Below are 15,045 nucleotides of genomic sequence, written 5' to 3'. Positions count from 1 at the left end.
GATAATTCTACCTTTCTGATAATCGTTACCTCCATCTGTTGATGGAAGCATTATACTACATTGGGACATTTTCCTTTGTGGTATATTAGGACATTATCATAAATGGTTCATATAACACAAAATACAGAAAATGAATTATTGACGCATACTACATCTTGTGTTATTATGATTTTGAGATTTGTATTTGTATCTGTAAAAGCAGGTAAGAAGTTCTTGTTTCGGGGAAGCCCGAAAGAAAAATTATGAGGGACATGGTTCCTGCCTTTTGTGATGGATAAGGTCATTTAGAATGGATTCTAAGTGGCCTTTTTTTGTTGCAAAAAACAAATACGGATCAATACCCGGAAAGGAGGAAAAACAAAAAATCAGAAAAGAAAGGAGGCCAGAAGAACTGGTGAAACGAAAAGAAAGAATCTGGTAACGGACATTTGGAAGTTATTCTGAATGTCTTTTTTGCTATCCAAAAGAAAAGGAGCATTTATATGAATAAGATCATACTTATCGGTTGCCTGGTACAGAACCCTAAAGTGGTTGCTTCAGAAGGAAAAAAGACAGCAGCATATTTCAGGGTTGCAGTTAACCGAAAATATGGACAGGAAGGTGACCAAAATGCAGATTACTTCAGCTGTGTTACATTTGGAACCAAAGCAGAGTTTTTAGGCAAGTATTTTCAAAAAGGAAAAAGGATCGCTTTAGAAGGCGAGATGCATAATGATAACTATACGAATGACAGGGGAGAAAAAGTATATGGAATGAGACTTATTGTGAGCGATATTGAGTTTGCCGACAGTAAGGGCGAAGGTGAGAGTCAAAAGGGGCATACCGGTCGCAACAGTTCCTCACAGTCATCAAGAAACAGCAGTTCGAATGCTACAGGGCGGTTCAATCAGAGGAGCTCTTACCAGAATTCGTCTTATTACCAAAACAGTAATCAGAATAAGACAAACCGGACCGGAAACAGAACCCAGAACGCACAGCCTTCACGCCAACATTCGCAAGACAGTTATAGCGTAGACGAGCAGTTCATGAACGCAGGCGGTGAAGCTATGGATGATTTTTGCTGATGGTAAAGGAGGAAAAATGGAACAGGTAGAAAAATGGTGCCGGGTGCATAAAAAAGCCTGCCTGGTTACCGGAATTATGGGGCTGCTTCTGGCTCCTTTTTTATGGCCTGTGTTTCTGGCTGTTATTGTGCAGAGCCTGACGATTGGCCTTCCAATTGCAGCAGGGATTTGCTGTTACAAATATCTAAATGAGAAGAAGGAGAATACGAATGAGAATGAACAAAAATGCCATCATGCTGAAACAAAAGAATCAGCTCCCGGTGAAGTATGCGAACATGCTGAATTGTCCGGCAGTGTTCCAAAAAGTCCGGATGAAACGCGGACAGAACCGGTAAATACGAAGGAAGAACCAGAACTGATAAGCCAGGAAACATTACTTTGGTATGAAAAGGAAGGAAAAGAACGGCTTGCTGCAATCCGGAAGAAAGCAGGTTACGAGAAAAAAACAGAGCTGGCGGTTAATAAGGATGGGATCTGTACGGTACCTGAAAAAAACGGGTACCACCGTATTGGCTTTTTTAAAGGCTATGCAGGGCGGCCGAGAGAAACTCTGGTGAAGCTGTTAAAAAACGATGGTTATACCGTCAGATCTTCTGGTACTTATCTATGGATTTCCTGGAAATGAGGTAGTAAAAAATGAAATGTAAAGCACTTAGGTGTATCTACTACAATGAAGGCAATGGATACACGGTTGCCTCCTATGTGACAGAAGAAGCCCTTCCAGAGAAAGTAAGTACCCAGAAAAACAGCCAGTACGGAATGTTTACAGCTGTTGGAAATGAGCTTCCAACAGAGGAGGGGCTTGAAGTGGAACTAAACGGAACCTGGAAAGATGGAAAGTTTGGGATGCAGTACAAAGTATCGTCTTTTCAGGTGGTACTTCCTACAAACACAGAAGGGATTAAGGCGTATCTGGCATCAGATTTTATAAAAGGGATTGGCCCGGTACTCGCAGAACGGATCGTAGACCATTATAAGGAAAAAACCTTTGAAATTCTGGAGAAAGACCCAGAGAGGCTATTGGAAATCAAAGGGATTACAAAGAAAAAGCTTATGGAAATCCTGGAAGGATATCAAAGCAGTGAGACGCTGCGGCAGCTGATGGTAGCATTATCTCCCTTTGGGGTGACACCAAGGAAGGTGGCGCAGATTCAGGAGCATTTTGGAAATGCAGCCCCTCTTATCATTCAGGACACCCCGTTTCGCTTATGTGAAATCCCAGGGTTTGGCTTTTTGACCGTGGATCCCATTGCAGTAAAAGCAAAGAATTTTAAACCGGATGAGCCCATGCGGATCAAAGCGGCTATCCTGCATGTCATGTCCGAGGCTGAGGGGGAAGGACACTTATATTTATCCTGTGAGCAGGTTCTGACGCGGACAGGCAGGCTTTTAAACCACAAAGGTGCAGAGCGTCAGGTAACAGAAAGAACCATCCGTGATGTGGGAAATGAAATGATCCGCGAAGATGGAACCCTTGTGTGTAATGCAGGAGGCTTCTATGCGAAAAAAAGCTTTGAAGCAGAGCTTGGGGCAGCAGCTTCCCTTGTGAAATTCAGCTTGCAAAAAGGAATGGGAAGAAACGTGGAAACAATCCTCCGGGATATCCAGAAGAAAGAAAAAATCCTTTTAAATGCCAGACAAAAAGCAGGAATTCTGGAAGCATTCCAAAATCCGGTATCGATTATTACCGGAGGTCCGGGACGCGGTAAGACGACCATCATCCGTTTTATCATGGCCGTCCAGGAAGCACTTAACAAAAATGCCGAGATTCTTTTATGTGCTCCAACTGGACGTGCAAGAAGACGTATGAGTGACTGCACTGCTTATCCGGCTCTGACCATCCATAAGGCTGTAGGTTTAAAGGGAGAAGCCGGCGAGGAAGAGTGGAGCGAGGAATGCTCCATCCAGGCGGAACTTATCATTGTGGATGAATGCAGTATGATCGACATGTATCTCATGGATAAGTTTTTGTCGCGGGTCCAGAATGGTGCGCGAATGGTATTTCTTGGTGACAAGGATCAGCTGGAATCTGTGGGGCCTGGCAATGTGTTTAAGGAAATGATCGAATCCGGTGTGATCCCAGTCACGGTATTAACAGAGAGCTTCCGTCAGGAAGGCAAATCCACGATCATCCAGAATGCAGATAAAATCAATGAAAGAAAAACCAACCTGGTATTTGATGATACGTTCCAGTTTTACCCGGCTGCTGATGATACAGAGGCATCGGAGCTGATCCAAAAGCTTTATAGGGAGGAACTCCAAAAGAATGAAAACCAGGCAGAAGGAATCCAGGTAATTTCCCCGCTCCGGAAAGATACCAGGGCCGGTGCAGATACATTAAACCCTGTTCTTCGGGATATTGTAAACCCGAAACGGTACGGCTATCCGGAAATCAAAAATGGAACGACCTTATACCGGGAAAAGGATCTTGTCATGCAGCTGAAAAATATCGAGGAAGTAGCAAATGGTGATGTGGGAGAGGTTTTAAATATCTACAAGGCAGATGGAAAAAATGTCATGCGCGTAGATTTTGGGGATGGAAAAATCATGGAATATACAGATGATGATATATGGCCGTTAAACCTCGCCTACTGTATCACAGTCCATAAGGCACAGGGGGATGAATACCCGGTTGTGATCCTGCCGATGCTTATCAGTTTTTACCGGATGCTCCGCAAAAACCTATTTTATACAGCCGTTACAAGGGCAAAGCGGAAGGTGATCATAGTCGGAAGTAAAAAAGCAATGGCAATCGCCATTAAGAATGATACGCTGAGTAAACGCAATACCATGTTTGGGCTCCGGATCCGGAAAATTTACGAAGCCTATCTGGAACAGGAAAAGAAATCAGCATAACGGACAAAGAAGGGCAGGATATGGGAAAACAGATTCCCATGCCCTGCTTTTCCTATGGGAGGAATGAAAATGCCGGAAATTTGTTTTTACGAGCCATGGACTTATCAATTGGCACTGCCGGAGAAATTTGAGCAGATTTTAGAAGAGACTAAGAAAAAAAGGATCAGCTATGAAGCAGACCATTGTTCACAGTATAATACGCGGACCCAGGGGAAATCAGCAAAACTCCATCCGCCGACTCTGTCTGCTGTTTTGAAACTTATTGCCATGCAGGAACAAAAAGAGCCGGATGCGGGAGCTGCCGGGATCCAGAATGTAGAAAATTCCATCCGGTATTTTTGTATGGAATATCCACTGGATGAAGAAGTTTGTGTCATGACCTATAATTTCCGGAATGGAAGGTTTTGTGGGATCAGAAAGAAAAAAGATCCGGACGGAGGAGATACAACCAAAATGCCCGGGGTTTTAAAAGGAGGCTCCACAGGGGAGGAATACCTCGCCATGCTTGCCTTTGCAAGTATTGTTTCCAAAAGCAGGTATTACGATGATGAGTTTCATGCCTGCTATGAAGAGTTAAAACGTGCCTTAAAAAAAGGACTGGCGCAGATGGTGCTTAAAATGTCCTTCCTCTGTTGTGACAACCTGTACCAAAGGGTTACGGCCGGAACAAAAGACGCGATTCCATTTGACTGTAACCAGTTTTTTAACGGAAAATTAAAGGACAGTTTTCTGTCTTTTGACCTTAATTCTGGAATTTACGCCCCAAATGCCTGTATAATCGGAAGTTTTAAAGTGCTGGGAGCGCAAAAGGGAAAGAATAACGCTACCATTGCAGAGTTAAAAGTGGCTTATAAAGGATGCTTTACCTGCCCTTCTGTCGAAGAAGAAAGGATTCCCATGCTCCCGGAGAATTATATTGCCAGCTAGGAAGTAGAAGAGATTCTGGAAATGGTGACGCATACCCCGGCAAGGCTGTTTATGATGACCGGGGAAGCAGGAACCGGGAAAACCACAGACGTCAGGATGCTGGCCCAGATTTTAGGACTTCCCTATTACGTATTTACCTGTGGACCTGGAACGGATGAACTGGAACTCCTGGCAAGTACCGTCCCAAACATGGAAACGAAAAAAAGGACGCTGCCGCAACTGCCAGATTTTCAGGACCTTCAGATGGATCCTGCCTCTGCGCTTTATGTATTAAGCGGTACTTATGAAGACGGCATTTCAGAAGGGGAGGCATTCCACAAACTTTTGAGCCTGGCTTTTGAAAAAGGATATGAAAGTGCAAGGAAAGAGAAGGATTTTTTCTTAAAGGAATCAGAAATCATAAAAGCCTGCCGGCAGCCTTCGGTTCTGGAAATACAGGAACCGTCCATGATCGAGAAACCGGGTACCCTGACCAGGCTGAATTCCCTTTTTGATGACGGTGCGGTGACGGATCTGATTAACGGTGAAAAAATCCGACGAAATCCGAATACCATTATCATTATGACCACTAACCTGGATTATGTGGGTTGTGGGAATTTTAACCAGTCTGTATTGTCCCGTATGAGTCTGATCCAGCCCAAGCAGGAGCTTACAGAAGAGGAAATGAAGAAGCGAATAACGGCAAGGACTGGGTATGCAGATGAGAACGTTTTGAGGTTTATGATTTCCGTGGTAAAAAAGATCCATGCTTATCTGAAGGAAGAAGACCTCCAGGATGGCGTCTGCGGCTACCGGGAACTGGAAAACTGGGTGCTTACTTTTCGGGCAATTAAAGATATCAGGCGGGCAGCCCAGATTGCGGTCCTTAGTAAGGCAGCAATGGATCCGGAAGAGCAGGAACATCTGATGAAAACCTATATCGAACCATATTATTCGAAACAGGAGTAAAGAATGAAGGATACTTATAGAGAACGGATCAAAGAGGAACAAAAAAAGTTAAGCCCCCAGCAGGTGTTTTTTTCAGAAGGCTATCAGCGGCTTTTCCAGCATCTTGCAGATGAAGTGGCAGGGGAAAAGCTGGAGCAGCTGCTTTTGTACCAGAACGCTTCAGATGGGATTGCCGGCTGGAATGACGGAAAGAGGATTGGCATCAACGTTGATAATACAATCACTGGCAGCTTTTTGGAACTGGAACAAAAAAGTGACAGCCTAGTTGGAATTTTAGGACACGAATGTGGCCATGCCAGATTTACGGACTCCAGGCTTCGAAGAGTCTATATGCAGAAAATGCAGGCGGGAACCTGGTATCCAGATGCACCGAAGCCCGAAAACGAGGACGAAGAGAGCGCATTGGCTGAAATGAATACTTATCTGACCAAGAAAGATCCGGCGGTACTATCCCTTCTGACAGAATGCGCTTCCTATATCAGCAATCTTTTAAATGATGTATATATAGAGGCGAAAATGTGCAGTTTGTTTCCTGGCAGCATCAAAAAAGGGATTCTGGTCAACCGGAGACGTAATGTGGAATGGATTCCTCCTTTGAAAGAACTTTTGGAGGGGAATCCGGATCCGGTTTCCGTCTTCTTAAAAGTACTTGTGCAGTATGCCCTACGGGGCTATGTAAATTCCTGGAATATGGAAAGCTGTGAGATGCTGGATACCTTAAATGAAGTAAAACAGCTTGTAGATCTGTCTGTGGAAGCAGACAGTGACCTGATCCGTTATAAGGCCACGAACCGGATTCTCCTAAAGATGTGGAAGTATTTTAGAAAGCTTCTGGAGGAACTGAAACAGGAATGTCAGGAACCGGAAGAAAATGGGGAACAGCAGCAGGAGACACAGGAACAACCTCCGGAAAAAGAAACGCCCCAGGAGGAACAGCCAGGAAAAGAATCTTCAGATGAACCATCTGAAAAAGAAAAATGGAAAGCTGAGGCTCAGAAAAATGGATGTGGCGAAGAACTGACAGAAGAACAGCAAAAAAAGATGGAAAGTGCCATGGGTAAGTATTTAAAAGCATTGACGGAGAACCTTCCAGCCTTTATCCAGGAATCGGAGGCAGAGGAAAAAGCTTTACCAGATATTGAAAATGCCAGGGTCATACAGGTTTCCAAAAGAATCGAAGACCAAAAAGAGAGTACAGATGAGAAATCTGAACTTATATTCCAAAAGATTCTTTTTCAGCTGGTAGAGGGAACTGTAGATCAGAAAATAGGACTGGAAGTCCGAAACCGACTACAGAAGGAAGTGGATGGGATGAAATTTGATGCGGCTCATGACAGGGTGAAAAAAGAGATTCTGTATAAGAATGTCTTTACAGAAGCGGAAAAGAAGTTTCTTCCCCTATATGAAGCTGCTGTAAAAAGAACGGAAAAGCGGCTTCGGGTCAGATTTCTTCCAATTCTGGAAAACCAGAAGGAACGAACGGAACACAGGATGTTTTTCGGAAAGCGGCTGGATATGCGTACAATTGCGGATCCTGGCGGTGCGGTGTACAAGCGGACTTTTCAGGGAAAGAAAACGGATGCAGCCGTCTGTGTATTAGTGGATAATTCCGATTCCATGATGGGACAGCGTATGGAAGCTGCCAAGGCAGCTGCCCTTACCTTATATGATTTTTGCAGGAAGGCTGGAATCCCGGTTCTGGTTTATGGGCACCATACGGATGGCTACAGTCATAATAATCCCAGTGAGGAAACCGTCTATTTTCACAGTTGTGCAGAGTTTGCAGAAGACCGAAACGACCGTCTGAGAATTACCACTATGGAAACCTGTGGCAGCAACCGGGATGGGGCAGCCCTTCTGTTTATGGCAAATAAGCTTCTGAACCGGCCGGAAAAGCATAAAATGCTGTTTTTGATCAGTGACGGATTGCCAAATGCAACCTGTTATTCTGGAAGTTATGCCATGGCAGACCTAAGAAAAATCAAGGAAAAACTTGTAAAGAAAGGAATTGTGTTCCAGGCTGCTGCAATTGGCTGGGACAAAAAAGCCATCCAGGAGATTTACGGAAATGCTTATCTTGATATTTCAGATCTGGGGGAACTGCCAGTTCGTCTGACCAAACAGCTTGCAAAGTTACTTAGAAGAGCAAATTAAAAACAGGAGGAATATGATGCAGGATAGAAAAAAGATTTATTCCGAGCAGTTGTTACAGATTCATACGGATTCCAAAAAACGGAATCCTGGAAAGGAAATCTACGCAACCGGATATGTGATTGAACTAAAAAAAGACTGTTATTTTGCAGGATTTAAAGAGGGAAAAATACTGTGCCGCTCCCTGGAGTATGCCCGTTATTTTTTCAACATCCATAGTGCGGAACAGTTTGTAAAAGAATATCTTGGGTATGCAGGATTAAGATGCAATCTTTGCAAGGTGGCCTGGGGACTTGCGGTTCCCGGCATGGAACCAGGACAGAGGGAAGAGCTGAAGCCCTATGAAAAAAATGGACAGGTTATGAACTTTCCTTCTTATCATGATGGTGTAAAGTATCAGAAAATACATCATCTGGAGAAGAGCACATATGTCCTGCCCCTTGCAAGCAGGGAAAAAGAGCTTTATATTGCTGCATAAAACTTTTAGGGGACAATATTGTCCCCTTATTTAATGGGAAGAAACTTCATGGAAGGGAGAGAATGACATGACCATAAGGGAAGCTGGAAAAGGTATCGTGAAAAACACAGGAGGAACCTACCAGATTGGATTTACTGATCTGCATGGGGAAGAGCATGAAACGGAGCTGAGTGCACACAATATGAAGGAGTTAGAAGAACTATGGCGCTCCCTGTGTCCGGAATTTACATGCAGGCAAAACAGCATCCGTTACATTGAACAGGGATAACGCTGTTGAAATGGTTGATTTTAAGTTTAACAGGAAAAGGGAGATTAAAATGGAATGGAACATTTATAAAGAATGGCTGGATATTAATCTGTATCGACAGATGGTATCCATGATTTATCAGTCCTCTTCGCGGGAAGATAAAATGAATTTTATGCGTAAGAAAAAAGAAAATGACCTGTTTTATGGTGCTTATAAGCAGAGCATGGAGGAAGAATATGGTCTTTATTATCCCGGTGAAGTATTAGAGCGTATGAAAGAACATCGGTCAATGACAAAACCTGTCTACCGTGCGCTTGGTCTTGCACTTGCAAAAAGTGATTATCTGCAGGAAAAATGTATGTTTAACGGAACACAAAAAAGCCGTTTCTGGAAGCAGTTTGGCAAAGTACTTGGAAAAAAGGATCTGTGCTGCATTGCAGTTGGATGCCTGCTTTCGGAAAAAGACCGGAAATCCTGGTTCGATGAGTTATATGCATATCCATACGAAAAGGTGGAGGAAATGGTTTTTATCCTCTCTGTTTTTCCGGAAGATATTACTTTATGGCAGCTGCTAAAGGGAAAGGTTGCAGCCTGCCTTGGAAGCAGACGCACCATATCCGTTTATGAAGACTGGCCTGTTTATGCCTGGGTTACAGGCAAATATGACAAAAGATTAAAAAATGACCGGACAAAGGATGTGGCTGTCTTAAAACGGCTGATGAAATTATCCCGAATAAACGCAGAAAATGCGAATGGTATATTGATCGGGCAGTTGGAAAAATCCGGCTATACCAAAGAAGAAGTGATTTTTCTAAATGGTGTCCTTACAAGGTCAGAAAGCGGGCTGGGTCAGCTGGATCAAGAGTCTCTTACAGCCGAGAAGATTGCAGTAAATGTTTTAAAAACCTTTCTGCCCGGAAAAGAGCCCTACCCGGATGCCGTTTATAAACTATGCAAAACACTTTTGTGTCAGTATGATCTGCTTCCGGTACGTATTGATGGAAATGAAAAAATACAGCAGTGCCTGTATGAATGCCTGAATGTGGAAAATGTAAAAACGTTTCTGGCATTATTCCCTTTTCGGAAAAACGGACTGAAAAAGTGGCATTACATAGACTTAAATAAAAAAGAATGGGAATGTCTGGCCGGACAGCTGGATGAGGAAGCCTTTGAGGAATGTGTCAATGATACACTGAAAGGAAATGTCTTTGAAAAACAGGAACTAGTATCTTACCTGAAGAAATACCGGGATCTGACTGGACATGAGTATTCAGATATTTTCCGGAGAACAGGGAATTATGACCTGACCTATGTATTCCATCTGTTATGTGAAAATGAGATCCTGGATGGAATTGGTCTCATGCAAAAATTTGTAAAAGAGCATGAGCAGATTGTTATAAAAGGCTCTTATCCGAAAGAAGAGTATGAAGCTTTGTTAAAAAAGTGGGAACATATATTGTTCTATTTAAAATGTGAAATTGGAAATATTGAAACGGAAAACAGCTATTTCCTTTTGAAACTTCTTGTTGATAAAATCGGTATGGATGGAGTTTCTGGTCATCTGGTGCCCTGGCAGATCATGAAAAAAGCCTTTTTTCTGGATTACTATGAGATCCAAAGAGAAAACTGTGAAATCTATCGTCCAATGTTGGAGAGAAGCATGCACAGGGAATTATTCCTTTGGGCAGAAGAGAAGCTTTTTACGGAAGATACTGAGTATTATGTAAGGTTTCTGCAGGTAATTCTTCTTAAGGAGAGCACAATGCTTTGGATGGAGGAAGAGGAAGCCAGGCAGATTGCAGAAGCGGTTCTTCCGCTTATGGAATCAGGATTTCAGAAAGAACAACTGCACAAAAAATATATGACTGCAGAAGAACTGCAAAATTATGAGAAACAGAAGAACTGGAAAAGCGAGCAGAAAAAGCGGATGGAAAGGTGGAAGAAAGAAAAGGAACTTAAAAAAAGTTTCAATCATATTGTCCGAAAAAATACAGACACAGATCAGATCTTTAAAGCGCTTTACAGTTATTATGCCTATGGCAGGTTTGATGGGATTTCCATGCGTGCCAAAATGGTACTGGGGTATATGAGGGATGTCCTGAAACGAAAAGGAAAAATAGTAACAGATAAACAGGAAATTGAATATCTGATGGAACTGATCCAGAAACTATATGCAGATGGACAGCTGGAACTGGATGGTGTCCGGAAGATATTTGACAGAATGGAGGCAGCATAATGGTAGAAACTGTAATAAAACATTTGACGGAATTTAAGCAGATGACCGAAGCAGCGATTCCGTTTCGCCTTTTGAATGAACAAGGTGAAATAAACTGTGCAAGGGCAGCGGAAAAAATAATAAAAAACCAGGTAGCCGATATAATCCCTTCTTTACGTGAAGAAACACTGTTGTATCTGATGGAGAATCCAGAAGCAATAGATTGTCTTGGAAAATTAAAAAAAGAGGAAGACAGCTTAAACATGGAACGTTTTCAGAAGATTCTTTCCAATGTAGAGAATGACAAGTTATCGGACATTGGATACGGACAGATGAAAAAAATATATTTTGATCCAATGATCCCAGACGAGGCGGCTTATCATTATATGAAATACTATGGAAAACTGGATTTAAGCCTGGAAGAGAAGGAACAGCTGGTAAACAGCCTGACCATGTGTATCGGGGAGCTGGATTTTGACAGGGCAGGAGAAAAAGGGCGTATGCTACTTTTTCAGCCGGTATTTTCCTCTGACCTTCTGCTTGGATTACTGGAGAAGCCCAAAACCATAGAAAGCCTTGAAGATCCTGAACTGCTGAAACTGGTCAACACTCTGGCAGGATACAAGGCAGGAATTGAACCGTTAAACCAGAACCAGTTCGATCAGCTGAGGGAAAAACCTGGTGAAATTTTGGAAAAAATGCAGGTTGTAACAGGATATATTCCAAAAGACCTTCTGTCTTATGGCTTGCAATTGTGGCTGTGGAATGGGGCTTTGTATGCGGACCTTTGTAAACTGGAACGAATTTTTATGGATGGGATGGGTGCATCAGAGGTTTTTAAAAGCAGAGTGTCTTATGTAAATACTTTATACCAGAACCCATTATCTGGAATTGACCTTTCAGGTCTCAGTTATAAAAAGTCTGAACTTCTGTTATATGCAATTACCCAAAAGAAGAAAAACTTTTTGAGGCTGATCCAGAAAGAAAAAATGCTTTTCGACGACCTTCCAGATAATTCCCTATTGCTGGAGGAATCGGTTTATCGGGAATATCTAAATTTAAATACTGTAAACAAGAAGAATTTAAAAGAAAGTGCTGACCTAATCCTGCCACGCCGGCAGTTTCACGATCTGAAAAAAAGAATGTATACTTTTGAGGAGTTAAAACTTCTTTGCAGGGCTGAAAAAACAGTCATATGCTTATACGGGCAACTAACCTGTATGCGAATAGACGACCAGATCTGTGTCCTCCGGGAACTTTTAAAGAGAAAGTGTATGCCAAGAACATTTCAGGATGGACAATTGGGGATACTTGCAAAAGCATTGTCCATAAAGCCTTTATCCAGATGGATAAGGGAAGATTTTGGAAATATCCGTGGCTTAAGCTATGAAACAGCAGTCTGGCTTCTTGTATACCAGGAACAGTTAAAAGGTATGGAAAAAGAGATTACTATGGAAGAACAGGTCTTTTATCTTTTAAAGAATCTGGAGCTGATTAAGGAGTGTGGTTCGTTTTGGGAATTAAAAGAAAAACTTATTATGCGGGATATTTCCTGGGGAGTATTAAAGGAAAAACTTACGTTTTCTGAGGATTTTGTAAAAACAAATGCTACACGGATCGGAGAGTTTATCTTTGCGGGAGGAGCTGAAGTTATAGCAACCTATTTAAAACAGCAGCCATCCAAGAAAGAAGAAATCCGCAGACTTGTTGTAGCAGAACTGCTTGGAAAATTTGAAAAACTGAAATATCCGGCTGGTGATCTTAGCCGAGAGATTGATTTTGCGGTATCAAAAGAAGTGGAACTGGAATGGGAAAAAGATCTGACCTACATTTGCGGAGATCTGACACTGCAAGAGGAAACCAGACTTCTTCCAATCATGCAAATTGGAGAAATCCCAACTTATTCCTGCATTTCTTACCGTACCGGAAGCAACAGCCACTGTCTGTTGTCCTGTTTTGATTCCAATAAAAAGTTTTTATTTATCCAAAAAAATGGACAGGTAGTGTTTCGTGCCATGTTACGGCTGACAAAAGGATCCTATGCAGACGACATGCACCGAAAAAAGATCCAGTTTGCAGATTTATCAAACCTGGATGAGACGAAAGACGAGGAAGGGGAAGAACTGGTCCTTTTCCTGGAACGGTATTATGAGAAAAATTTATCCTGTTTAAATCTTATATTTCCACAATCGTCAGAAATATTTCCATCGATAAATTTAGAAAACTAAAAGCCCAAAAACGATCAGCCAATATGGTTATGGCATTGGATGAACTTGCAGATGTACTGCCGGATGAAAGGTATGCTCCGGGCAGGAATGATGAAGAGATTGGAAAATCGATCAGTATTTTTCTTTACAAACAAAAAGAAGAGATCCGGAGAGTGTTTCTTCTAAAATATTTTATTTTGAATCTAACATAGCTATTGCAGAGAGATGTGGTTTTACTGAACGCAAAGCATTAATGTTTTTGCATTCTTTGTTGGTATGGTTGCAAGTTACTATTTGTATTCAAACTATATTGCAGGATTTTTTCCAAGAAGCTATGCGGTGGTTTGGTTTGGATTTACATCTATTTCTCCATTATTGGCTTTTATCTGCTGGTATACAAAGGGGAAAGGAAAAGTGGCATTTATACTGTCAGCTCTGATTTTGGCAGTGTTGTTCAATATGTGCTTTCTATATGGATTCGGATATTTTAGTGCATGATACCTATTGCCGGATTGTTATTCGTCATGCGTCCTTTGACGCTGCCCGTATGCTGGTGGCAAGGTGGAAACGGGAAATCTCCCTTGAATATTTGACCGAAGAAAAGTTTGTCCCGCTAAGCACCACAGACGAGTATCGCACATCTGCAAAAGCACACGGTATCATCACAAGGGGGGACGACTGCTATCGGAGGTAATCATATGACAAATCAGAGTACAATAGATAAAGAGGTCAAGAAAAAGAGTCGTAAAAAACCGGAAGTTAAGATATATAAAATATCAATACTTGTTCTAAAGAACTAGCACATCTTCTGTAGATTCTGTATCTTTTGATTATCCATCAGTATACTAATTTTAGAGCGAATTATCGTTCTGAAGGAGGTGTTACGATGGATTTAAAAGCGGTTGGTCAGCGAATCAAGGCTGCAAGAGAGGCAAAAAATCTTACACAGGAAGAACTGGCAGCGCTGGTAAATTTAAGTACAACACATGTCAGTGTGATAGAGAGAGGACTAAAAGTAACAAAATTGGATACCTTTGTAGCGATAGCCAATGCACTTGATATATCGGCAGATGCACTGCTGATTGATGTCGTGACACATTCTGTCACAGGTGTTACCAATGAATTGTCTGAAATGATAGAAAAATTACCAAAGAACGAACAGAAAAGAATTTTAAATGCAGTCAGAGCTTTTGTAGGCTAATAGAATTAACTGCAAAATTGAAGGGCATAAAGCTCTTCTTTTTTTTATGGATTTATTTGTAAAACATGTCTTTTTTCGCAATCAAAACCATGATATTATAGTTCTAAAGAACTATATATAATTCTTAAAAATAGATATAGGCAAAATGCAGGATTTGAAGATGTTAATCTGTCTGTGCAGAAAGAACGAAAGAAAGTAACACTTAAAAGAGACAAATCGATATTGAAAGAAGTAACAGATTATGCAGTAGGACAGTTAGAAGGGAATGAATGGAAATATGAAGAGAAGTATCATTGCAGTGATCTCAGGAGCAGTGATCTTGATAATTGCGGCAAAAAGTATTTATATGAAATCTGAATCCGGTCATAAGAAAGGTGAACCGGATGTAGTTGGAACATTTTCCATAAATCGTGATGAAAATATAACTGTGGTCGCTAACCGGGAAAATATTGAAGATAGAGAAGCGTTTGCAAGAGAACTATTGCAGATGTACAAGGATGATTCTTTTCATTCGACAAAATTCTCAACAGACCATGGATATGCGACGAGCCTTGATATGTACATTTATTTATGGAAAGAGGATATTGAAGAAGGAGAGTCGGTAATGACAGCCGAATATAGGCCTATAGAATACGGAAAGGACTATGACGTTGTCAATAATCCTGATAAATTTCAACTATATATAGATGGAGAAGAGATTGAGTAAGAATTTCCTGTGGGCAAACCTTTTATCATATTTTTTAAAGAAAGA

At 41.6% G+C, this 15,045-nt stretch carries 15 protein-coding genes; all 15 read left to right on the top strand.

Annotated features, from left to right (window positions below):
* Positions 1–289 precede the first annotated feature (289 nt).
* The 15 genes from AB5Z12_RS09215 (at position 290) to AB5Z12_RS09145 (ending at position 15,000) form a co-directional block, all read left to right on the top strand.
* Positions 290–421 (top strand): hypothetical protein, encoded by a 132-nt coding sequence (locus AB5Z12_RS09215; RefSeq protein WP_270414173.1) that lies wholly within the window; start codon positions 290–292, stop codon positions 419–421.
* 61 nt (positions 422–482) lie between these two features.
* A complete protein-coding gene (locus tag AB5Z12_RS09210) occupies positions 483–1,064 on the top strand; it encodes a single-stranded DNA-binding protein (protein WP_117853791.1) in 582 nt (193 codons plus the stop codon).
* A gap of 16 nt (positions 1,065–1,080) precedes the next feature.
* Positions 1,081–1,689, top strand: a complete 609-nt coding sequence (locus AB5Z12_RS09205; protein WP_148462687.1) for a hypothetical protein — start codon at positions 1,081–1,083, stop codon at positions 1,687–1,689.
* Positions 1,690–1,700: 11 nt separating this feature from the next.
* Positions 1,701–3,920, top strand: coding sequence for an ATP-dependent RecD-like DNA helicase (locus AB5Z12_RS09200; protein ID WP_368357136.1), 2,220 nt, complete (start codon positions 1,701–1,703; stop codon positions 3,918–3,920).
* Between the two features lie 54 nt (positions 3,921–3,974).
* Complete coding sequence (locus AB5Z12_RS09195; RefSeq protein ID WP_368368615.1) at positions 3,975–4,847, top strand: hypothetical protein; 873 nt, start codon at positions 3,975–3,977, stop codon at positions 4,845–4,847.
* Positions 4,848–4,868: 21 nt separating this feature from the next.
* Positions 4,869–5,795: a hypothetical protein gene (locus AB5Z12_RS09190; protein ID WP_187564923.1), complete on the top strand. Its 927-nt coding sequence runs from the start codon at positions 4,869–4,871 to the stop codon at positions 5,793–5,795.
* A gap of 3 nt (positions 5,796–5,798) precedes the next feature.
* Complete coding sequence (locus tag AB5Z12_RS09185; RefSeq protein ID WP_187564922.1) at positions 5,799–7,949, top strand: nitric oxide reductase activation protein; 2,151 nt, start codon at positions 5,799–5,801, stop codon at positions 7,947–7,949.
* A 16-nt stretch (positions 7,950–7,965) separates the two neighbouring features.
* On the top strand, positions 7,966–8,424 hold the full coding sequence (locus AB5Z12_RS09180) for a hypothetical protein (protein ID WP_187564921.1): 459 nt from the start codon (positions 7,966–7,968) through the stop codon (positions 8,422–8,424).
* 67 nt (positions 8,425–8,491) lie between these two features.
* A complete protein-coding gene (locus AB5Z12_RS09175; protein ID WP_187564920.1) occupies positions 8,492–8,692 on the top strand; it encodes a hypothetical protein in 201 nt (66 codons plus the stop codon).
* Between the two features lie 49 nt (positions 8,693–8,741).
* Positions 8,742–10,907 carry a hypothetical protein gene (locus tag AB5Z12_RS09170; protein WP_368357137.1) on the top strand — a complete coding sequence of 722 codons (2,166 nt, stop codon included), beginning with the start codon at positions 8,742–8,744 and terminating at the stop codon, positions 10,905–10,907.
* A complete protein-coding gene (locus AB5Z12_RS09165) occupies positions 10,907–13,114 on the top strand; it encodes a hypothetical protein (protein WP_173736144.1) in 2,208 nt (735 codons plus the stop codon). Before AB5Z12_RS09170 ends, AB5Z12_RS09165 begins: the two co-directional genes overlap by 1 nt.
* Positions 13,115–13,143: 29 nt before the next feature.
* Positions 13,144–13,305, top strand: coding sequence for a hypothetical protein (locus tag AB5Z12_RS09160; RefSeq protein ID WP_195590171.1), 162 nt, complete (start codon positions 13,144–13,146; stop codon positions 13,303–13,305).
* 260 nt (positions 13,306–13,565) lie between these two features.
* Entirely contained in the window at positions 13,566–13,787 is a 222-nt protein-coding gene (locus tag AB5Z12_RS09155; RefSeq protein WP_148462679.1) for a hypothetical protein, read from the top strand.
* Between the two features lie 192 nt (positions 13,788–13,979).
* A complete protein-coding gene (locus tag AB5Z12_RS09150; RefSeq protein ID WP_148462678.1) occupies positions 13,980–14,294 on the top strand; it encodes a helix-turn-helix domain-containing protein in 315 nt (104 codons plus the stop codon).
* 277 nt (positions 14,295–14,571) lie between these two features.
* Entirely contained in the window at positions 14,572–15,000 is a 429-nt protein-coding gene (locus tag AB5Z12_RS09145) for a hypothetical protein (protein ID WP_148462677.1), read from the top strand.
* Positions 15,001–15,045: the final 45 nt, after the last annotated feature.

It is taken from the genome of Ruminococcus sp. RTP21358st1_G6_RTP21358_211008 (genome assembly GCF_040908885.1).
In the GTDB taxonomy this organism is placed as follows: Bacteria; Bacillota; Clostridia; order Lachnospirales; family Lachnospiraceae; genus Blautia_A; species Blautia_A faecis.
Note: the sequence above shows the minus strand (reverse complement) of the source record. Positions and strands in the feature narration are given on the sequence as shown.

Coding starts and splice junctions, on each gene's coding strand:
- AB5Z12_RS09215 (WP_270414173.1), top strand. CDS start 290: ATGGATTCTAAGTGGCCTTTTTTTGTTGCAAAAAACAAATACGGATCA.
- AB5Z12_RS09210 (WP_117853791.1), top strand. CDS start 483: ATGAATAAGATCATACTTATCGGTTGCCTGGTACAGAACCCTAAAGTG.
- AB5Z12_RS09205 (WP_148462687.1), top strand. CDS start 1,081: ATGGAACAGGTAGAAAAATGGTGCCGGGTGCATAAAAAAGCCTGCCTG.
- AB5Z12_RS09200 (WP_368357136.1), top strand. CDS start 1,701: ATGAAATGTAAAGCACTTAGGTGTATCTACTACAATGAAGGCAATGGA.
- AB5Z12_RS09195 (WP_368368615.1), top strand. CDS start 3,975: ATGGGAGGAATGAAAATGCCGGAAATTTGTTTTTACGAGCCATGGACT.
- AB5Z12_RS09190 (WP_187564923.1), top strand. CDS start 4,869: ATGGTGACGCATACCCCGGCAAGGCTGTTTATGATGACCGGGGAAGCA.
- AB5Z12_RS09185 (WP_187564922.1), top strand. CDS start 5,799: ATGAAGGATACTTATAGAGAACGGATCAAAGAGGAACAAAAAAAGTTA.
- AB5Z12_RS09180 (WP_187564921.1), top strand. CDS start 7,966: ATGCAGGATAGAAAAAAGATTTATTCCGAGCAGTTGTTACAGATTCAT.
- AB5Z12_RS09175 (WP_187564920.1), top strand. CDS start 8,492: ATGACCATAAGGGAAGCTGGAAAAGGTATCGTGAAAAACACAGGAGGA.
- AB5Z12_RS09170 (WP_368357137.1), top strand. CDS start 8,742: ATGGAATGGAACATTTATAAAGAATGGCTGGATATTAATCTGTATCGA.
- AB5Z12_RS09165 (WP_173736144.1), top strand. CDS start 10,907: ATGGTAGAAACTGTAATAAAACATTTGACGGAATTTAAGCAGATGACC.
- AB5Z12_RS09160 (WP_195590171.1), top strand. CDS start 13,144: ATGGCATTGGATGAACTTGCAGATGTACTGCCGGATGAAAGGTATGCT.
- AB5Z12_RS09155 (WP_148462679.1), top strand. CDS start 13,566: ATGGATTCGGATATTTTAGTGCATGATACCTATTGCCGGATTGTTATT.
- AB5Z12_RS09150 (WP_148462678.1), top strand. CDS start 13,980: ATGGATTTAAAAGCGGTTGGTCAGCGAATCAAGGCTGCAAGAGAGGCA.
- AB5Z12_RS09145 (WP_148462677.1), top strand. CDS start 14,572: ATGAAGAGAAGTATCATTGCAGTGATCTCAGGAGCAGTGATCTTGATA.